Here is a 3,199-nt window from a genome sequence, read left to right as displayed (position 1 = left end):
CCCGAACCCACCGGGAGGCTTCCGTGATCGTCCTCGGCGTCATTCTGCTCATCATCGGATTTGTCACAGGAGTCTCGATCCTGTGGACCATCGGTATCGTCCTCCTCCTCGTCGGCGTCGTGCTGCTGATCGCCGGCGCCCTCGGCCACGCGGTCGGCGGACGCCGCCACTACTACTGATGCGGCCACCGACGGCTGCCGGCCGCCGCCCACGAACAGCCCACCCGGGGTGTCCGGCGGCGCCGGGCGGCCGATCCTCGTGCCATGGCCTCGATCGTCGTCCTCTACGAGTTGGACCCCGGGCAGCTGCTCGGCCCGGACGGGGTGGAGCCCGCCGTGCTGGGTGTGCACGCGGCCGGGTCGGACCCCGACGTGCCGGAGGATCCGCTGCCGAGCACCCTGTGCGGGCGGGACACGGCGGGCATGGAGCACGCCCACTTCCGGGCTGGCCTGGGTGAGCCCTGGTACCCGCCCGCCCTCGCCGAGCAGCGCTGCCGGGAGTGCGAGCGGGCGCTGCGGTCGTCCTGACGGCCGCCGGACCGGAATGGACGGCCGCCGGACCGGACGGCGGGGGAGACTGGCGCGATGAACCAGCTGCAGCGGATCGTGGCACTCGCCGAGGGCGTACTGGGCCGGGACGTCGTCGGGGTCTACCTCCACGGGTCCGCCGTGCTCGGCGGCCTCCGACCGGCCAGTGACCTGGACGTCCTGCTGGTCGCCCGGCGGTCGCCGACGGAGCGCGAGCGGTCGGCGCTGCTCGGGGGCCTGCTCGGGATCTCCGGCCCCGGAGCCGGGGACGGCACCGCGGACAGGGACGAGGACGGCGCGCGCCCGGTCGAACTCGCCGTGGTGGTGCAGTCCGACGTCCGGCCCTGGCGCTACCCGCCGGTCTGCGACTTCCTGTACGGCGAGTGGCTGCGTGCCGACTACGAGGCCGGAAGCGTCCCCCGACCGGAGCCGATGCCCGACCTGGCGCTGCTGATCACGATGGCCCTGGCCGGCGACCGCCCCCTCGCCGGTCCGCCCCCGGCCCGGGTCCTCGCCCCCGTTCCGCACACCGACCTGGTCCGGGCGAGCGTGGCGTGCCTCCCCGGCCTGCTCGACGACCTGGAGGGCGACACCCGGAACGTGCTGCTCACCCTCGCCCGGATCTGGAGCACGCTCGCCACCGGCCGGATCAGCTCGAAGGACACCGCCGCCGACTGGGCCCTCGCCCGGCTCCCGCCCGAGCACCGCCCCGTGCTGGCCCCCGCCAGGCGGCTCTACGTCGACTGCCGCTACTCCGAGGAGAGCTGGAGCGGGGAGCTGCGGTCGCGGGTGCGCCCGCACGCGGACCGGGTGCTCGCCGAGATCGACCGGCTGAGCCCCCGGAACGGGCCGCGCTGAGGCGTGCCCCACACTCCGCCGTCAGCGGGAGCCCTGCGCCGCCGCCCCGGTGTCGGCCGTGCCGCGCAGGAAGTCCTCCACCGTCGCCGCGAAGGCCGCCGGGTCGTCCAGCCACGGGTAGTGGCCGCCCCCGGGCTGGACGGCGAGCGTCACGTCCGGGAACAGCGGGGCCGCGGCGCCCACGGAGGCCGCGGTGGGCCACGGGTCGAGTTCGCCGGCCAGCAGCAGGACGGGGCAGGGCAGGGCGCCCAGTCGCTGCCGCAGTCGCTCGGTGTCGGGCGTGTAGCCGGCGTAGTAGTTCTCGCTGACGGCCAGCGAGCGCTGCGCCGGGTCGGCGGCGGCGTGGGCCCGGGCCGCGTCGTCCCAGCGGCCGTACATCAGGGGTTCGAAGGCCAGCCGGTGCGGGGCGGCCTCGGCGAAGCTCCGGGCGGACTTCACCCGACGGTAGGCGGCCACCGCCTCGGCGTACCAGGGTTCGGCGGCGCGGGCGGCGATCACCTGCTCCGCGCCGAGGTCGGAGGCCGCGCCGACGGCGGCGAAGGACGGGGTGACCAGGACCAGGCCGGTCAGCCGGTCGGGGTGCTCGGCGGCGTACAGGAGGCCGAGACCGCCCCCGGCGGAGTGGCCCAGCAGGTCGACGCGCTCCAGGCCGAGGTGACGGCGCAGCGCCTCGACGTCCTCGACCAGCCGGTCGACGCGGAAGGTGCCCGGGTCGGCGGGGGTCGCGGAGGCGCCGGTGCCGCGGGTGTCGGGCAGGATCAGCGTGCGGGTCGCGGCGAGGCCGCCGAGGTCGCCGAGGTAGGCGGCGGCGCGACCGGGCCCGCCGGGCAGGACCAGCAGCGGCGGGCCGTCGCCGACAGTGCGAAAGGCGAGCTCGGTGCCGTCGTACGCGGTGAAGGTCTTCATGCCGGACAGCCTGCGGGGCGGCCGGCCGGTCCGGCTACTGTTCAGCCACGGCTTAATGATCGGGAGGGGGCGGCGGTTGTGGCGGTGGAGATCCGGCTGTCGGCGGCGGAGGTGGCCCGGGTGCGGCTCGCGGTGTCGCCGCTGGCCGAGACGGTGCTCGGGGTGCGGGTGGCGCTCGGCGCGGGCGGTCACCAGGTCCATCTGCCGTGGGTGCGGGAGGCCCGCCCGGTGCTCGCGGCCGAGCCCGAACTGCCGCTGCTGCGGACCCTGCTGGAGGGCTGTCTGCCCGCCTTCCTGTTCCCGCTGCCGGACCGGCGGGTGCCCGTGCCCGACTTCGCCACCGAGCTGGCGAGCCTGCGCGCGGTCGACCCCGGCTATGTCGCCGCCGAGTGCGCCGCCGCGCTGGGCCGGGCCCGGGCGGCCCGCGAGCTGCCGGAGCCCGCCGAACTGCTGGCCCGGGCCGCCGACGCGCTGGACCGCTGCCACGCCCGGCTGGTGGCCCCGCACTGGGGGCGGATGCGCGCGGTGCTGGAGGCGGACCTGGGGCGGCGGGCGGTGGCGCTGGTGGACGCCGGGGTGGAGGGCCTGTTCGCCGAACTGCACGCCGATGTGGTGTGGCGGGAGGGCGAGTTGCTGGTGGGCGGCCGCCGCGGGCCCGCCGCGCCGTGGACGGTCGCGGGCGGCGGGCACGGCCTGGTGCTGATGCCGTCCGTGTTCGCCTGGCCGGACGTGCTGGTCGACCACTCGCCGCTCGCGGCCGCCTCGATCCGCTACCCGGCGGCCGGCGTCGGACTGCTCTGGGAGCGGCCCCGTCCGTCCTCGGAGGGGCTGGGCGCCGTCCTCGGCCGCACCCGGGCCGCCCTGCTGGACGCGCTCGCCGAACCGCTGAGCACCCCCGAACTCGCCGA

General features: G+C 76.8%; 5 protein-coding genes. 4 read left to right on the top strand and 1 reads right to left on the bottom strand.

Annotated features, from left to right (window positions below; translation table 11 throughout):
* The first annotated feature begins 23 nt into the window (after positions 1 to 23).
* From VR45_RS48100 to VR45_RS34595, 3 genes are all read left to right on the top strand, one after another.
* Positions 24 to 179 carry a DUF6131 family protein gene (locus VR45_RS48100; RefSeq protein ID WP_199839791.1) on the top strand — a complete coding sequence of 52 codons (156 nt, stop codon included), beginning with the start codon at positions 24 to 26 and terminating at the stop codon, positions 177 to 179.
* A gap of 84 nt (positions 180 to 263) precedes the next feature.
* Entirely contained in the window at positions 264 to 527 is a 264-nt protein-coding gene (locus tag VR45_RS34600; RefSeq protein WP_045943873.1) for a hypothetical protein, read from the top strand.
* A 57-nt stretch (positions 528 to 584) separates the two neighbouring features.
* Entirely contained in the window at positions 585 to 1,385 is an 801-nt protein-coding gene (locus VR45_RS34595) for an aminoglycoside adenylyltransferase family protein (RefSeq protein WP_045943872.1), read from the top strand.
* A gap of 21 nt (positions 1,386 to 1,406) precedes the next feature.
* Here the strand turns inward: VR45_RS34595 and VR45_RS34590 are convergent, their stop codons facing one another.
* A complete protein-coding gene (locus VR45_RS34590) occupies positions 1,407 to 2,291 on the bottom strand; it encodes an alpha/beta hydrolase (RefSeq protein WP_045943871.1) in 885 nt (294 codons plus the stop codon).
* Positions 2,292 to 2,369: 78 nt separating this feature from the next.
* Between VR45_RS34590 and VR45_RS34585 the strand changes: the two genes are divergently transcribed.
* Positions 2,370 to 3,199, top strand: an 830-nt coding sequence (locus VR45_RS34585) for a DUF5937 family protein (RefSeq protein WP_052709603.1), incomplete at its 3' end; no start/stop codon positions are given.

This window comes from Streptomyces sp. NRRL S-495 (assembly GCF_000966955.1).
GTDB lineage: Bacteria > Actinomycetota > Actinomycetes > Streptomycetales > Streptomycetaceae > Kitasatospora > Kitasatospora purpeofusca.
The sequence above is the reverse complement of the archived record's forward strand: the minus strand, read 5'-3'. Positions and strand labels throughout refer to the sequence as shown.